The sequence below is a fragment of the Achromobacter sp. LC458 genome (assembly GCF_001005835.2).
Lineage (GTDB): Bacteria > Pseudomonadota > Gammaproteobacteria > Burkholderiales > Burkholderiaceae_B > Achromobacter > Achromobacter spanius_B.
In genome coordinates this window covers 22,264-35,799 of the sequence record NZ_LBHW02000051.1, presented here as the reverse complement: position 1 = coordinate 35,799, position 13,536 = coordinate 22,264, and the positions used below count along the sequence as shown (strand labels likewise).

General features: G+C 65.3%; 12 protein-coding genes. 2 read left to right on the top strand and 10 right to left on the bottom strand.

Features of this window, described 5'->3' with window-relative positions:
- Window positions 1-328 precede the first annotated feature (328 nt).
- From YH64_RS26955 to YH64_RS26910, 10 genes are all read right to left on the bottom strand, one after another.
- Window positions 329-2,944 carry an EAL domain-containing protein gene (locus YH64_RS26955; protein ID WP_046807398.1) on the bottom strand — a complete coding sequence of 872 codons (2,616 nt, stop codon included), beginning with the start codon at window positions 2,942-2,944 and terminating at the stop codon, window positions 329-331.
- Window positions 2,945-3,745: a biofilm regulation diguanylate cyclase SiaD gene (siaD, locus tag YH64_RS26950; RefSeq protein WP_046807397.1), complete on the bottom strand. Its 801-nt coding sequence runs from the start codon at window positions 3,743-3,745 to the stop codon at window positions 2,945-2,947. It lies immediately after the preceding gene.
- Window positions 3,742-4,119 carry a biofilm regulation phosphoprotein SiaC gene (gene siaC, locus YH64_RS26945; RefSeq protein ID WP_046807396.1) on the bottom strand — a complete coding sequence of 126 codons (378 nt, stop codon included), beginning with the start codon at window positions 4,117-4,119 and terminating at the stop codon, window positions 3,742-3,744. Before siaC ends, siaD begins: the two co-directional genes overlap by 4 nt.
- Before the next feature lie 40 nt (window positions 4,120-4,159).
- Window positions 4,160-4,699, bottom strand: coding sequence for a biofilm regulation protein kinase SiaB (gene siaB / locus YH64_RS26940; RefSeq protein WP_046807395.1), 540 nt, complete (start codon window positions 4,697-4,699; stop codon window positions 4,160-4,162).
- Window positions 4,700-4,723: 24 nt separating this feature from the next.
- A complete protein-coding gene (gene siaA, locus YH64_RS26935) occupies window positions 4,724-6,712 on the bottom strand; it encodes a biofilm regulation protein phosphatase SiaA (RefSeq protein ID WP_221935927.1) in 1,989 nt (662 codons plus the stop codon).
- A gap of 252 nt (window positions 6,713-6,964) precedes the next feature.
- A complete protein-coding gene (locus YH64_RS26930; RefSeq protein ID WP_046807400.1) occupies window positions 6,965-7,669 on the bottom strand; it encodes an ABC transporter ATP-binding protein in 705 nt (234 codons plus the stop codon).
- Window positions 7,669-8,460 carry an ABC transporter ATP-binding protein gene (locus YH64_RS26925; protein WP_046807394.1) on the bottom strand — a complete coding sequence of 264 codons (792 nt, stop codon included), beginning with the start codon at window positions 8,458-8,460 and terminating at the stop codon, window positions 7,669-7,671. The genes YH64_RS26930 and YH64_RS26925 overlap by 1 nt, the downstream gene beginning before the upstream one ends.
- Window positions 8,457-9,422 (bottom strand): branched-chain amino acid ABC transporter permease, encoded by a 966-nt coding sequence (locus YH64_RS26920; RefSeq protein ID WP_046807393.1) that lies wholly within the window; start codon window positions 9,420-9,422, stop codon window positions 8,457-8,459. Before YH64_RS26920 ends, YH64_RS26925 begins: the two co-directional genes overlap by 4 nt.
- Entirely contained in the window at window positions 9,422-10,342 is a 921-nt protein-coding gene (locus tag YH64_RS26915; protein WP_046807392.1) for a branched-chain amino acid ABC transporter permease, read from the bottom strand. The genes YH64_RS26920 and YH64_RS26915 overlap by 1 nt, the downstream gene beginning before the upstream one ends.
- A 131-nt stretch (window positions 10,343-10,473) precedes the next feature.
- Entirely contained in the window at window positions 10,474-11,637 is a 1,164-nt protein-coding gene (locus YH64_RS26910; protein WP_046807391.1) for an ABC transporter substrate-binding protein, read from the bottom strand.
- A 268-nt stretch (window positions 11,638-11,905) separates the two neighbouring features.
- Between YH64_RS26910 and YH64_RS26905 the strand changes: the two genes are divergently transcribed.
- Together YH64_RS26905 and YH64_RS26900 are read left to right on the top strand one after the other, a co-directional pair.
- Entirely contained in the window at window positions 11,906-12,400 is a 495-nt protein-coding gene (locus YH64_RS26905; RefSeq protein WP_046807390.1) for a MarR family winged helix-turn-helix transcriptional regulator, read from the top strand.
- Window positions 12,401-12,461: 61 nt separating this feature from the next.
- Window positions 12,462-13,502 (top strand): hypothetical protein, encoded by a 1,041-nt coding sequence (locus YH64_RS26900; RefSeq protein WP_046807389.1) that lies wholly within the window; start codon window positions 12,462-12,464, stop codon window positions 13,500-13,502.
- Window positions 13,503-13,536 lie beyond the last annotated feature (34 nt).

The window sequence follows — 13,536 nt, the reverse complement described above, 5'->3', positions numbered from 1 at the left end:
TCCGCTCGCCGGCAGCGTCAGTTGGGTATAAGAGACAGGACCCCCCCCCGCCCCAGCGACCGATCACAATGCCCGATCGCAGCCCGGCGCGGCGGCGGCACGGGGCGGTGGGGAGTCGATAAGCCCGAGGGAATCCGAAGGCAGTCGCCGCAGGCGACAACGAGGATGACGACGGGGCAGTCCGGAGCGAAGGCTCCGGACCGCAATCGTTGACCCGCCGCCCCGTGCCGTCGCCGCGCCGGGCGTCAAAAGAACCCAACACCCGCCCCAAGCACTCAACACCCGCCCAACAACGCCAACCCAAAACCCAAAAACCCAAAACAGCCACCTACCTCCCCCGCAACCACTCCTCCAACTCCCCCGCCGGCAACGGCGGCGAAAACAAAAACCCCTGCCCCGCCGCACACCCCTGCTCGATCAAAAACCGTCGCTGCTCTTCATTCTCGACGCCTTCAGCCACCACAGGCAGGCTCAAGCTTTCACCAATCCGTATCACCGCACTGGTCAACGCCCGCGCCGCATCATCGCTTTCCAGCCCCTGCACAAAGCTGCGATCCAGTTTCAGCTCATCGACGATCAGTCGCCGCAAGTGCCCCAGGCTGGAATACCCGGTTCCGAAGTCATCCATCGACAGCCGCACCCCCAGGCGATGCAGCTCCGCAATCGTGCGCAGCGTCCCGGCCGTGGCATCCAGCACCACCCCTTCCGTGATCTCAAGCATCAGATCCGCCGGCGCCAGCCCAAATTCCGCCAACGTCGCCGCAATCATCCGCGGCAGATTCAGATTATGGAAATTCGTGGCCGACAAGTTCACCGACACCGACGGCACCCGCAAACCGTTATTGCGCCAGATCGCCAACTGCGAACACGCCTCGCGCAGCGCCCAGTCCCCCAGGTCGCCGATCAGCCCGCATTCCTCGGCCAACGGCACGAACCGCGCCGGCGAAATATCGCCCAACGTCGGATGGCGCCATCGCGCCAGCGCCTCAATTCCATACAGACTGCCGTTCTTCAACCCCACCTGCGGTTGATAATGCAGCCGCAACGCCTTCGCTTCCAACGCATCCCGCAGCGCCGCTTCCAGCGCCAGACGTTCTTGCGCCTGACGGTTCATTTCCGCGCTGAAGAAAGAAATGCGGTTCCGCCCCGCCGTCTTCGCCTGATACATCGCCATGTCCGCATGGCGCAGCAACGTATCCATATCGCGGCCGTTCTCCGGGAACACGCTGATCCCGATACTGACCGACGGATTCAACGTCACGCCGCCCACCGAAAACGGCTGCGCCAACGCCACCAGGACATGTTCCGCCGCCGCCGTCAGACGGCCGTGCTCGAAGTCCGGCATCAGCATCACAAACTCGTCGCCCGACAAGCGGCCCACGATGTCCGACGCCCGCGCCAGCCGGCGCAAACGCTGCGCCACATCCCGCAGCAACGCATCGCCGATGGGATGTCCCAGCGTATCGTTCACCTGCTTGAACCGATCCAGGTCCAGGAACAACACCGCCACCCGCTTGCGTTCCGGCTCCGCCCGCGCAATCGCCTGCTCGGCCTGCGCCAGCAACAGATTGCGGTTCGGCAAGCCCGTCAGCTCGTCATAGAACGCCAACTGACGAATCCGCGCGCGCGCTTCCTCGCGTTCCAGCGCCAGCGCGCACAGATACACACACACATCCACCAGCCGATGATGAAAATCGTCCGGCAGACGGCGTTCGCGGAAGTAAAAGCCGAACGTACCGATCACCCGGCCATCGCTGGACTTGATGGGCGACGACCAGCATGCCTTGATGTCTTCAGGCAGCGGCAGATGGCGGTAGTCGTCCCACAGCGGGTCCGTCGCGATGTCCGGCACGATGACCGGCCGACCCAGGAACGCCGACGTGCCGCAGGCGCCCACATTCGGACCAATCTTCACCCCGTCCAGCGCGCTGGAGTAGGCGTCCGGCATGCTCGGCGACGCCAGCGGGCGCAGATGCCCCGTATCGTCCACCCGCAACACCGTCGCCGCCACTTCGGGCGCCAGGCGCTCGACCTCGCGGCACACCATGTTCATGACCTCGACCACCGACGCCTCGTTCACCATGGCTTGCAGCACGCGGCGTTGCAGCACCTCGTGCACCTTGGTGGGCGTAATGTCGGTCAGCACATCCACGATGTTGACCAGCGTGCCACGGTCATCGAAGACCGAGTTGGCCATGACCGACACCCACAACGGCTTGCCGCAGCGGTCATAGACCAGCACGTCTTTATGGAAGCCTTCGCGGCAAGCGATGCGGCGGTCCAGTTCTTCGCGCGTGCCACCGTCCGGGCGTCCGCCCGCCAGCAACTCGCCCAGTTCCTGATGCAGCGCGTCGCCGCGCGCAAAGCCCAGCATGCGCTGAAAGCCGTCGTTCACGTAGACGATGCGGCCATCGCAACCGGACACCGCCACCGCGTTGCCCGTTTCGTTGATGCCCAGCAGCAGCAAGCGAATCTCTTCCTGCCGTTCCGCGTCGGCAATCGACTTGCGCGACACCACCGACACGCGCGTGATGGCACCGTCCTCGTCGGGCAAAGGCAGGTACGTGGCTTCGATCCACAGGCTGCCGCCGTCCTTCATGCGGTAGCGACACGTGCCGGAAAAATGTTCGCCCCGACGCAAGCGCGTCCAGATGCGTTCGCCGCTGGCGATGCCCTTGCCTTCGTCCAGGCTGTCGCACAGCATGTCGTGGCGCAGCGTGAGCGCCTCTTCGCGGGTATAGCCAACCGCCGCCAGGAAATTGGCGTTGGCCTTCAATAGCGCGCCATCGGCGTCAAAGTCGAACAGCAACAGCGCCCGATCCATCGACGCCAGGTAATTCTGGGTATGCCACGCGGCGCCCTGGGGGCCCGCGCTTGAAACGCTTGCCTGATGAGTGTCAAGCATAAGGGGCTCCATACCGGAAAACAGCAGATCCGGTTTCATTCAGCGCTTTGGAAAACCAAGGGCGACGCGATCGCGTCCGTCCTGCTTGGCCAGATACAGCGCCTGGTCCGCTCGGCTTAGCGTTTCGGAAAAGGTTTCTCCGGATTGGTAGTGCGCCATGCCGATGCTGACCGTCAGCCTCAATACGTCGTGCTCGCCCGCCGCCACCGCCAGCCCGCGCACCGCGCCGACCAGCCTGTCCATGACGCCTTGGGCGGCTTCGGGTTGCGTGTTGGGCAGCATCACCAGGAATTCTTCGCCGCCCCAACGTCCGCATAGATCACCGGTGCGCAGGCTTTCGCGCAGCACCCCGGCCAGTTCAACCAGCGCGCGGTCGCCGGTTTCGTGCCCATAGCGGTCGTTGACCGCCTTGAAGTGGTCTACATCCAGCATGGCAACCACGAAGCTCTCATTGCTGCGCGAGGCGCGGCCCACTTCCTGCTTGATCATGTCCATCAGCGCGCGCCGGTTCAGCAGGCCCGTCAGCGGATCGCGGCTGGACGTTTCCTCCAGCGCGGTGTTCAAGTCCCGCATCATGTTCTGGTAGTGATCGGAAATGCGGGCAATGCGCGTCAAGCGGCGCAGTTGGCGGTCGAACTGGTCGCACAGGCCCAGCTCGCGCTCGTGCGCCATCGATTGGTACGCGTCCGACAGCTGCGTCACGCGTTCGATGCGCGCCATCTGTTCGGCCGTGTGCCGCCACAGCGCTTCAAGCGCCTCGCGCAGCGGGTGGCCGGTATGGGCAGGGTCCGCCAGCAGTTCGGCGATGCGGCGATCCAGCTCGGCGGCGCCCGGTTTCATTCGCGGCCAACCACCAAAAACGGAAAGGTGCAGTCTTCCTTGAATTCCTCGGCCAGCTCGCCGACGCGCTCGTTGCGCTTGTCGTAGAACCAGGTCACGCTGACCGGCTGGCCCTTGCAATGGGCCGCTTCCAGCAGGTCGAAGATGTCCATGACTGATTTGATGCTGCTGGTGTTCAGGTACAGCAGTTCCAGTTCCAGGCGCAACGGGGCCGTCGTGCCCAGCAGATAGGCTTCGACCCATTCAATGACCGGGCCGAACAATTCAAACGAATTCTCGGGGTAGGAGTCGCCGCGCATCGCCAGCACGCCGGCAGCGGCGTCGGCGGTGATGGCGGGCGTGGACTGCGTCCCGGGAATGTTCAGGTCTTTCATCAGATACTCCGAAAATGATTCTTGGCTGCGCACGTAGCCTTCAGATCACAACGCTAAGGCTGAAGAACGCAATGCCCTCGCCCGCCGTGGGCGTCAGGCTGGCTTCCAGAGGAGCGCCGGCGCGCCGCGCAATATCGATCAGGCCCAGGCCCGCGCCCGAGGCCACGCCCTGGGCGCGCGGCTTGTGCAGCTGCGCCTTGTATTCGGCCTTGAGCGCCGCCTTGTCCAGCGCGGCCAGTTCGCGGATACGCGCGACCAGCGCGTGGCCGTCCTCGGCCTTGACCCGGTTTCCCGCCGACACCACGTAGCGGCTTTCGTCGCGGCGGCCAATGACCACCGTGGCGCAGGCTTCGGCATCGCCATTGGCGGTGGCGTATTGGCGGATGTTCTGGATCATTTCGATATAGACCGAAAAGACATCCATGGCTTCCGCCGGCCGCGCATGTTCCGCGTTCAGGTAGTTCTTGAGCGCGTTGCCGATTTCCTCGATCAGGCTGCGGGAGATCGGCCCGTTAAAGCAAAGCAGGGTCCGGTTCTGGTTGAACCGTTCGCCCAACGCGTAGAGATCGGAGGCATTCATAGGGGGTTACCGCCCTGATAACGTTTATTCGAAACGGAAAGACAGCAGGGTGATGTCGTCACGCTGGGGACGGCCACCCTGGTACTGCGCCAGCGCCTGCGAAAACGCGGCTGCTTGCTCGGTTAACGGCTGCCGCGCGTGTCTCTTGAGCATTTCCGCGAAACGCGTATTGCCGAAGCCAAATCCGTGCTCGCCGCCGGCCTGGTCCAGGAAGCCGTCGGTGGCCAGGTAATACGTCCAGCCGGATTGCAGCGGCACGTCGATGTTTTCATAGACGCCCACCCGCTTGTCGCCCAGCGCGCGCTTGCCGCCCTGGATTTCGCGCAGGGTCTCGCCATCGCTGGCGTACAGGCTGATCTTCGCGCCGGCATAGCGCAGGCGCGCGGATTGGCGGTCAATATATACCAGCCCCGCATCGGTATTCGTGGCCAGCGCGCGCGGCAATTGCGCATCCGCAAGCATCGCGCGGATGGCGCCGTCGGTGCGGGTCAGCACCCCGGCCGGGTCGCTGGGGCCGACCTCGGTAATCGCCAGATCGATCGCGGCGCGCGCCAGCATCGTCATCAGCGCGCCCGGCACGCCGTGGCCCGCGCAATCCATGATGCCCAACAGACAGTTGGCGCCATCGGAACGGAACACGTAGAAGTCGCCGCCGACCACATCGCGCGGCTTCCACAGCACGAAGTGGTGCGCGCCCAGCGATTGCGTCATCTGGCGGTCGGGCAGGATGGCGCGCTGGATCAGGCTGGCGTAGTCGATGGAATCGCCGATCTTCTTGTGCGCGGCCGCCATGGCGCGGTTGGCGTCTTCCAGGGCAGAGGTGCGCTCGCGCACCTTGCTTTCCAGTTCGGCCGTGTGCTGGCGGACCTTGTCGGCCATGACGCCGAACGCGCGGCTGAGGTCGCCGATTTCGTCCTGGCCGCCCGGCGGCAGGCGCACGTCGTAACTGCCGTCGGCGATGGCGCGTGCCGATTGCTGCAAGCGGCGCAAGGGGCGCAGCATCAGGCGTTCAATGGCGTAGCCAAAGCACAGCAGCATGGCGGCGAACAGCACCACCAGGCCGATGGCGGCCGGCCACAGCCAGTCGGTGTCCAGCACGCGCGCGGCGCCCAGGTCCACCAGAGTGAGCACGTGCCAGTGCAGTTCGGGCATATACGCCACCGACACCAGCTGGCGCGCGCCGTCCATGACGACCCAGGCCGTCTGCACCGATTGCGGGTCCGCCTGCGCGGCATGCATGGCCGCGCGCAATTCTTCCCGGCCCGGCCCCGCGTCCAGCAGGCTGAACACCCGCCCGCGGTCCGCCGCGCCGCCGCCCGCGCCCGAGTTGTAGGCGATCAGCGTGGGGTCCATGTGCGCCTGGATGGCGCCGTCTTCGTCAACGATGATCGGCGTAACGCCAGGTTGGCCGCTGTTGACGAATTCGCGCAGGAAGCCGCCCACGTCCAGCCCCGCACCGGTCAGCCCCACCACCTTGTCGCCGTCGCGCACCTGCGCGTTGATCCAGACCTTGGTGGTCTTGAGCTTCAGGTCTGGGTTGACGTTGATGTTGTACTTGCCCGGCGACTTCAGCGTGGCGTAGAACCAGCCGTCGTCCGCTGCCGAGGGGCTGAGCGTATAGCGCGGCGCCTCGGACAGCGGCTGGTCGTCGTTGAAGTAGTAGTTGCCGGAGGCGGCGCTGGCGATAAAGTAGGCGCGCCCAAGCAAGTCGCGCCGATAGCCGTCGGCCTCGCGAAAGAACAGCTCGCGGGCGGCGGGATCGTTTTCGTTGCGCAGCCAGCGGCGAGTGACTTCGCTGTCGGCCAGCCGCAACGACAAGGCCAGTTCGCGCGACACCGGCGCCAGGATGCGTTGCCGGTTCAGCTGCGTGAAGTTATCGGCGAAGGCGCGTCCGAAGTGGTCCCGGACGCCGTCCAGCACCAACCAACCGATGACGGCGGCAGGCGCCAAGGCGACCACGCACGCCAGCAACAGCGCCATCAATGATTTTTTGCGCAAACCCCATTTCGCCATGCGAAGTCTTCCTGACAACTTGATAAGACATAACGTGCGTCACGTGCGTACCCAGTCGGCAAGCACACGCGATGGGGACAGGCGCGACAAGTGTAGAGAACAGCGGGGGCTTTTGAAACAGCTGCAAACGTCTGGATTCGAGCCAGACACCTTGTGTTTCAACGCAGCAATGAAAATGGCGGTTTATTGCGTTTTATTTCCTACTTTTTTCTTATTATTTTTCCGCTCACCCGCCCCTGTGCAGCTTTATTACTACACGCCCAGATAGCGTTCCCATAGGCCACGGTCGGCGTCCAGCGCGGGGGAGTCGCCCGTCCAGACCACTTTGCCGCGTTCCAGGATGACGTGCTGATCCGCCAGGCTGAGCAACCTTTCGACATATTTATCGATGACCAGGATGGTCTGCCCGGCTTCGCGCAGACGCGCCAGGCAATGCCAGATCTCTTCGCGGATCTTGGGGGCCAGCCCTTCGGTGGCTTCGTCCAGGATCAAGAGGCGCGGATTGGTCACCAGCGCCCGGCCGATAGCCAGCATCTGCTGTTCGCCGCCCGACAACTGGTTGCCCATGTTGCGGGCGCGTTCGCGCAGGCGGGGGAACAGGTCGAAGACGCGGTCGGGCGTCCACGGGTCGGTAATGTCGGGGTTGCGGCCCGCCACGAAAGCGGTCAGGTGTTCGCGCACGCTCAGGTTCGGAAAGCACTGGCGACCTTCCGGCACGATGGCCACGCCGGCCCGCGCGATACGGTCCGTGCTCCAGCCGCTGATGTCCTGGCCCGCAAAGTGAATCTTGCCGCCGCGCAGCGGCAACTGGCCGAACAGGGTGCGCAGCAGCGTGGTCTTGCCCATGCCGTTGCGGCCCAGCAGCGTCACCACCTGCCCCGCGCCAATTTGCAGGTCCACGCCGAACAGCACCTGGCTGGCGCCGTAGCCGCTCTTGGCCGATTCAATGGTCAGCATCATGCGGTCTCCTCGTCGCCCAGGTAGGCTTGGCGCACTTCGGGATTGGCGCGGATGTCGTCGGGGGTGCCGGTGGCGATGACGCGGCCATACACCAGCACCGACAAGCGGTCGGCCAGGCGGAACACCGCCTGCATGTCGTGTTCGACCAGCAGCATCGCCGCGCGGCCGCGCAGGCTTTCGATCAGCTCGGTCAGGCGGACGGTTTCGTCCGGCCCCATGCCGGCCATGGGCTCGTCCAGCAACAGCACACTGGGACGCGCGGCCAGCGCCAGCGCGAATTCCACCTTGCGCTGTTCGCCGTGCGGCAGGGTGCCGGCCGGGCGGTCCAGCAGACTGGCGTCGATGGCGCATTCACGCGCCAGCTCGCGCGCCTGTTCGTACAGCGCGGCCTCGGCGGCGCGCGGCTTCCAGAACCGGAAGCTGCTGCCCGCGTGCGCCTGCACCGCCAGGACCAGGTTATCCAACACGTTGGACTGCTTGAAGATATTGGTGATCTGGTACGACCGTGACAAACCGGCCGCCACCCGCTGGTGCGCGTTCAGGCCGGTCACGTCGCGTCCGCCGACCATCAGCGTGCCCGAGTCGGCCGCCAAGGTGCCGGACAACAGATGGATCAACGTGGACTTGCCGGCGCCGTTGGGCCCGATCAAGGCGTGGATCTCACCCGGATTCAAGGACAGCGACACATTGTCGGTGGCCACCAGCGCACCAAAGCGGCGCACCAGGCCGGTGGCTTGCAAGGCGGGCGTATTTGCCGAGGGGGTCTGGGCAATGGATGACAGGCTCATGATCCCACCTTGCCGGATTGGGCTGCGGCGCGTCCGCCGAACATCGGGCCGAACAGGCCCACCAGACCGCGCGGGGCGCCGAACACCACGCACAGCAGCAACACGCCCAGCGGCAGGTGCCAGTATTCCGTCCACAAGCGCAGCGCTTCTTCCAGCGTCAGCATCACGACCGCGCCGGCCACACCGCCCCAACGCAGCCCGATGCCGCCCACCAGCACCATGATCAGCAGGTTGGCCGACTGCGTCCAATGCATCAGGCTGGGGGAAATGAACAGGTTGTGATTGGCCAGCAGCGCGCCCGCCAGGCCCGCCGCCGCGCCGCTGAGCGTGAACGCCACCAGCTTGATGCGGTAGACGGGATAGCCCATGGATTCCATGCGCGATTCGTTTTCGCGAATGCCCTGCAAGGCGGTGCCAAAGCGCGACGACACCACGCGGCTGAACACCCACATCAGCAGCGCAAACAGCACCAGCACCAGGTAATAGAAGCTGACGTCATTAGCCAGGTCGATGCCCGGCAAGGTGGAATAGCCGGGCAGGTTCAGCCCGTCTTCCCCGCCGTACTGGCGCAGCGAAATGAAGATGTAGAACAGCATCTGCGCGAACGCCAGCGTGATCATGATGAAGTAGACGCCACGCGTGCGCAGCGAGATCGCCCCCGTGATCGCGGCCAGCACGGCCGCCAGCAGCATCGCCACCGGCCAGACGATAAACGCCGATGTGATGCCCGACATCGCCAGGATGCCCACGGCGTAGGCGCCCGCGCCAAAGAAGGCCGCGTGACCCAGCGCCACCATGCCGCCGTAACCCAGGATCAGGTTCAGGCTGGTCGCGGCCAGGGCGTAGATCAGCACGCGGCGCACGAACGAAATGTAGAAATCCAGGCCCAGTGCGGTCGCGACCAGCGGGAATGCCGCCAGCGCCAACAACAGGACCACCGTCCAGATTGTGCTTTTCATCATCAACCCCGCGCCGGAAAGAGGCCCGAGGGCCGGAACACCAGCACGGCCGCCATCAATACGTAGATGGCGATGGCGGCCAGCGTCGGACCGACGCTGGAAGCGACAGCGGGCGAAAAGACCTGGCGCAGCAACATGGGCAGGAAGGCCCGCCCCGCCGTGTCGACCATGCCCACCAGCAAGGCGCCGACAAACGCGCCACGAATCGATCCGATGCCGCCGATGACGATGCACACCAGCACCAGGATCAGGATTTCTTCGCCCATGCCGACCTGCACCGACGTGATCGGCCCCAGCAACGCGCCGGCCACGGCGGCCAGCATGGCGCCCAGCACGAACACGCCCAGGAACAACAAGGGCACGCGCACGCCCATCAGCGTGGCCATCTGGCGATTGGACGCGCCGGCCCGCACCAGCACGCCGGCGCGGGTGCGCGTCACGAACCAGTACAGCCCTGCGGCGGCGGCCACGCCGAACACGATGATCATCAGCCGATAGGCCGGGTACAGCAGGTCGGGCAGCAGGCGCACCGGACCTGACAACACAGCCGGCATGTTCAGCATGACGGGCGCCGGGCCCCAGATCATCTTGACCAGGTCATTGGCGATAAGGATGACGGCGTAGGTGCCCAGCACCTGGGCCAGATGGTCGCGCAGCGCAAGGCGGCGGATCAGCGTCAGTTCCAGCACCACGCCGACCAGGCCGGTGGCGACGGCCGCCACCAGGACGGCGGCGGTGAATGAACCTGTGCGCTGCATGGTTTCGGCGGCGACATAGGCGCCGGCCATGTAGAGCGAGCCGTGAGCCAGATTCATGATGTCCATGATGCCGAAAACCAGGGTCAGCCCGGCCGCGATCAAAAACAACATCAACCCAAACTGCAGACCGTTCAGCAATTGCTCGACGATCAGCGTAAACGTCATGAACACTTCCCCCTGCCGCGCGCCTGGATGGCGGTGCGCGTGCGATTCAAACCTACATGGGACGGCGGCGTGCGCCGGCCGCGTCCGGCTGGGCCGGAAACCACGGCTGACGCGCGCTTGGGCGTCTTACCTCAGAGCTTGCACTCGCCGACGTAGACGTCCTGGTACTTGTCGAACACCTTGCCGACCAGCTTGTTGGTGATGCGGCCGCTGCCGTCCTTGTCGACGACGCGCAGGTAATAGGCCTGGATCGGATAGTGGTTCTTGCCGTAGGTGAAGCTGCCGCGCACCGACGGGTAGTCGGCCTTTTCCAGGGCGGCGATGACGGCCGCGCGATCCGAGGCCTTGCCGCCGGCCTGCTTGACGGCGGCGTCCATGGCCATGATCACGTCGTACGCCTGGGCGGCGTAAACCGACGGGTAACGGCCGTTGTATTCCTTGCGGAAGGCGTCCACGAACACCTTGTTCTGCGGCACGTCCAGGTCATGCGCCCACTGGGCGGTGTTGTACATGCCCAGCATGGGTTCGCCCACGGCCTGGATCACGTCTTCGTCAGCCGAGAAGCCCGGGCCGATCAGCTTGACGCTTTGCGACAGGCCGGCCGACACGAACTGCTTGACGAAGTTGATGCCCATGCCGCCCGGCAGGAAGATGTAGACGGCGTCCGGCTTGGCGGCGCGAATCTGCGCGATCTCGGCGGCGTAGTCGATCTGGCCCAGCTTGGTGTAGACCTCGTCGCCCGGGGCGGTCTTGTAGCCGCGCTTGAAGCCCGTCAACGCGTCCTTGCCCGCCGGATAGTCGGGGGCCATGATGAACATTTTCTTGAAGCCACGGTCGGCGGCGACCTTGCCGGCGGCTTCGTGGAAGGCGTCGTTCTGGTACGACGTGCCGAACCAGTAGTTATTGCACTGGGCGCCGGCGAACTGGCTGGGGCCCGGGTTGTTCGACAGGTACGGCACCTTGGCGGCGAACAGGGCGGGTCCGACGGCCAGCGCCACGTTCGAGCCGATCGGGCCGGTGAAGAAATCGATTTTTTCGCGCTGGATATAACGCGTGACCAATTGGCGGGCCTGGTCAGGGTTGCCGCCCATGTCGGTCTGCACGAATTCGGCGGGCTGGCCGCCCAGCTTGCTGCCCAGTTGCTTGATGGCCAGGTTGAAGCCATCGCGCGCTTCGGCGCCCAGCGCCGAGAACGGGCCGGAGATATCGTTGGCGATGCCGACCTTGACGGCGTCGGCCATGGCCACGGCCGGAACCAGCGCGGCGGCGGCGATAAGGGAAGTGATCAAACGCATGGTGGTGTGCTCCGTGCGCGAGCCCGCGCAGAGGGTGTTCTTATTGAGGGTGCGATTCGAATGACTTCTGCGCGCGGCATAGGGAAAGCTGGCGCGGTTCATAGTTTAGGTTTAAAGTATTCTTCAAAACAAGACTAGGGTTTTTACCAGCGGGGTTTCTACCGCGGGTTTACCAGCCCCCCATCAACGATGACCACTTCGACGACACGCTGGGTACGGCGCACGCGCGACAGTACCCGACATCTTGCCGAACCTCAAGAAAACGCCGATGACTGACGCTCCTGATCTCGAATCCCGCGCCGCGCCCGACGACCACCATGCGTTGCGCCTCTGGCTGCGCATGCTCACCTGCGCCAATCTCGTCGAAAGCGAGATCCGCAGCCGCCTGCGTAACGAGTTCGACACCACCCTGCCCCGCTTCGACCTGATGGCGCAATTGCAACGCGCGCCCAAGGGCATGAAGATGGGCGAGCTCTCGCGGCACATGATGGTCACCAACGGCAATATCACCGGCATTACCGACCAGCTTGAAAAGGAAGGGCTGGTGGTGCGCACCAAGGTCGAGTCCGACCGCCGCAGTTCGCTCATCAAGCTCACGCCCCAGGGCAAGAAAAGCTTTGCCCGCATGGCGCGCGCCCATGAAACCTGGGTCAAGTCCATGTTTGGCGACCTGCCCGAGTCCACCCGCAACGCGCTGTTCCAGGCGCTGGGCGAACTGAAGCTGCAAGTGGTGGCCACCCGCTCGGAATCCGCCAAGCCATAAGCCACGCTTTGCCCCCCGCCAGCGCTGAAAACCGACCCCGGTTTGGCGCATAATTGCCGCCATGATTCCGGTTTCCCTTCCTGGCGGTAATTTCTATGTGCTGATGGCAGCGTCGCTGGCCTGCCTGGCGACCTTGCTGACCTGGCTGGCCGTGCTGGCGACCACGCCCAGCGCGCGGCTGTGGCTGGGCGACCACCGACGCATCGGCACGACGCTGATGACCATTCTTGCGCTGGTCGGCGCCATCTTTCCTTATCAGCAGTTCAGCCTGTGGTTTGCCGCCCACCGCGACGCCGAGGCCGACGCCGGCCGCAAGACAACGCTGGCCCACGCCACGCGCCTGTCCGGCGTGGACATGCCCGCCGGCACCGTGCTCAGCCTGACTCGGCCGGGGGAACTGGCCTCGTTCGACCGCGCCGTTTTCCCCGACGCGCAACCCGCCGCCATCCTGGGCGTGTCCGCCACCCGCCTGTTCCGCTACGCCGCCACGCCCAAGCAACCCGAAACCCTGTCCGTGGAAATTGCCCGCGACCAGGCCCAAGAAGGCTGGCTGTGCGCGCACGGACATCGGCTGGAATTCGTGTTGCAAGGCGGCCAGCCGCGCTTTGCCAGCTGCCATCTGGCGGTGGGCAATACCCTGGACCAGCAGCCGGTGCCGCCGGGCGCCTGGTTGAAAGTGGACGAGGCCGCGCGCGGCACGCCGCCCGACGCGGGCGCCAGCACGCCGCGCTGGTTGCTGCGTACCGAGGGCAGCGACGCGGTGACGTTGCGCCAACTGCCCTTGCTGAAGGTGGACATGCGGCTGGACAGCCAGCGCCGCCTGCTGGATTTTGAAGGCCTGCTGGCGCGCGAGACCACGTTGGGCGCCATGACCTACCCGCCCGGCACCCGCGTGCTGGCCGCCAACCCGCGCCTGCCCGGTGCGCAAGCAGGCGACCTGTTGTTTTCGCCGTCGCGCGGGCGCTCGGCGCGCCGCAATGGGGGTGAAGATGTCGACGCCGGCAACTCGGTGCTGCAAGCGCCCGACGGCACGGTGCGCAGCGTGCTGACCAACCGCCAGGCCGGCGTGCTGGACGTGGCGGCCATGCGGATGGCCCCCTGACCGCCTTGCCCGCCAGGGGCCGCCCTGCCCCACC

Excerpts from the sequence above, each read along its gene's own strand:
- YH64_RS26955 (WP_046807398.1), bottom strand. The coding sequence starts at position 2,944 with ATGAAACCGGATCTGCTGTTTTCCGGTATGGAGCCCCTTATGCTTGAC.
- siaD (WP_046807397.1), bottom strand. The coding sequence starts at position 3,745 with ATGAAACCGGGCGCCGCCGAGCTGGATCGCCGCATCGCCGAACTGCTG.
- siaC (WP_046807396.1), bottom strand. The coding sequence starts at position 4,119 with ATGAAAGACCTGAACATTCCCGGGACGCAGTCCACGCCCGCCATCACC.
- siaB (WP_046807395.1), bottom strand. The coding sequence starts at position 4,699 with ATGAATGCCTCCGATCTCTACGCGTTGGGCGAACGGTTCAACCAGAAC.
- siaA (WP_221935927.1), bottom strand. The coding sequence starts at position 6,712 with ATGGCGAAATGGGGTTTGCGCAAAAAATCATTGATGGCGCTGTTGCTG.
- YH64_RS26930 (WP_046807400.1), bottom strand. The coding sequence starts at position 7,669 with ATGCTGACCATTGAATCGGCCAAGAGCGGCTACGGCGCCAGCCAGGTG.
- YH64_RS26925 (WP_046807394.1), bottom strand. The coding sequence starts at position 8,460 with ATGAGCCTGTCATCCATTGCCCAGACCCCCTCGGCAAATACGCCCGCC.
- YH64_RS26920 (WP_046807393.1), bottom strand. The coding sequence starts at position 9,422 with ATGATGAAAAGCACAATCTGGACGGTGGTCCTGTTGTTGGCGCTGGCG.
- YH64_RS26915 (WP_046807392.1), bottom strand. The coding sequence starts at position 10,342 with ATGACGTTTACGCTGATCGTCGAGCAATTGCTGAACGGTCTGCAGTTT.
- YH64_RS26910 (WP_046807391.1), bottom strand. The coding sequence starts at position 11,637 with ATGCGTTTGATCACTTCCCTTATCGCCGCCGCCGCGCTGGTTCCGGCC.
- YH64_RS26905 (WP_046807390.1), top strand. The coding sequence starts at position 11,906 with ATGACTGACGCTCCTGATCTCGAATCCCGCGCCGCGCCCGACGACCAC.
- YH64_RS26900 (WP_046807389.1), top strand. The coding sequence starts at position 12,462 with ATGATTCCGGTTTCCCTTCCTGGCGGTAATTTCTATGTGCTGATGGCA.